At 46.5% G+C, this 376-nt stretch carries 1 protein-coding gene; it reads left to right on the plus strand.

All coding sequences use genetic code 11. The annotated features are described in order from the left end of the window. A partial coding sequence (locus FY048_RS19005) for a calcium-binding protein (protein WP_446092177.1) occupies positions 1 to 376 on the plus strand: 376 nt, incomplete at both ends.

Genomic DNA, 376 nt, shown 5'->3' on the forward strand with positions numbered 1-376 from the left:
CATTCTTGAGGGTGGAGATGGAGATGACAAACTGTATGGTGAAGAAGGAGCCGATATTCTCAAGGGTGGTCTGGGTAACGATACTTTAGATGGTGGCAATGGAAATGACACCCTTGAGGGTGGTGCTGGAAATGACAACCTGACTGGCGGTGTGGGTGATGACATCCTTGAGGGTGGAGCCGGCAATGACCAGTTGAATGGTGGTTTGGGTAACAACACCTATGTGTTTGGTCGAGGTGACGGACAGGATACGGTAAGTTCAAGTTATGACACGAATATCAACAAGCTAAATATCCTGAAGTTAAAAGAAGGTATTACCGCTTCGGACCTGATTATCAAACAGGTGGGTAGTGGTCTTGAAATTAGCATTTCAGGC

It is taken from the genome of Acinetobacter sp. 1124_18A, assembly GCF_052824995.1.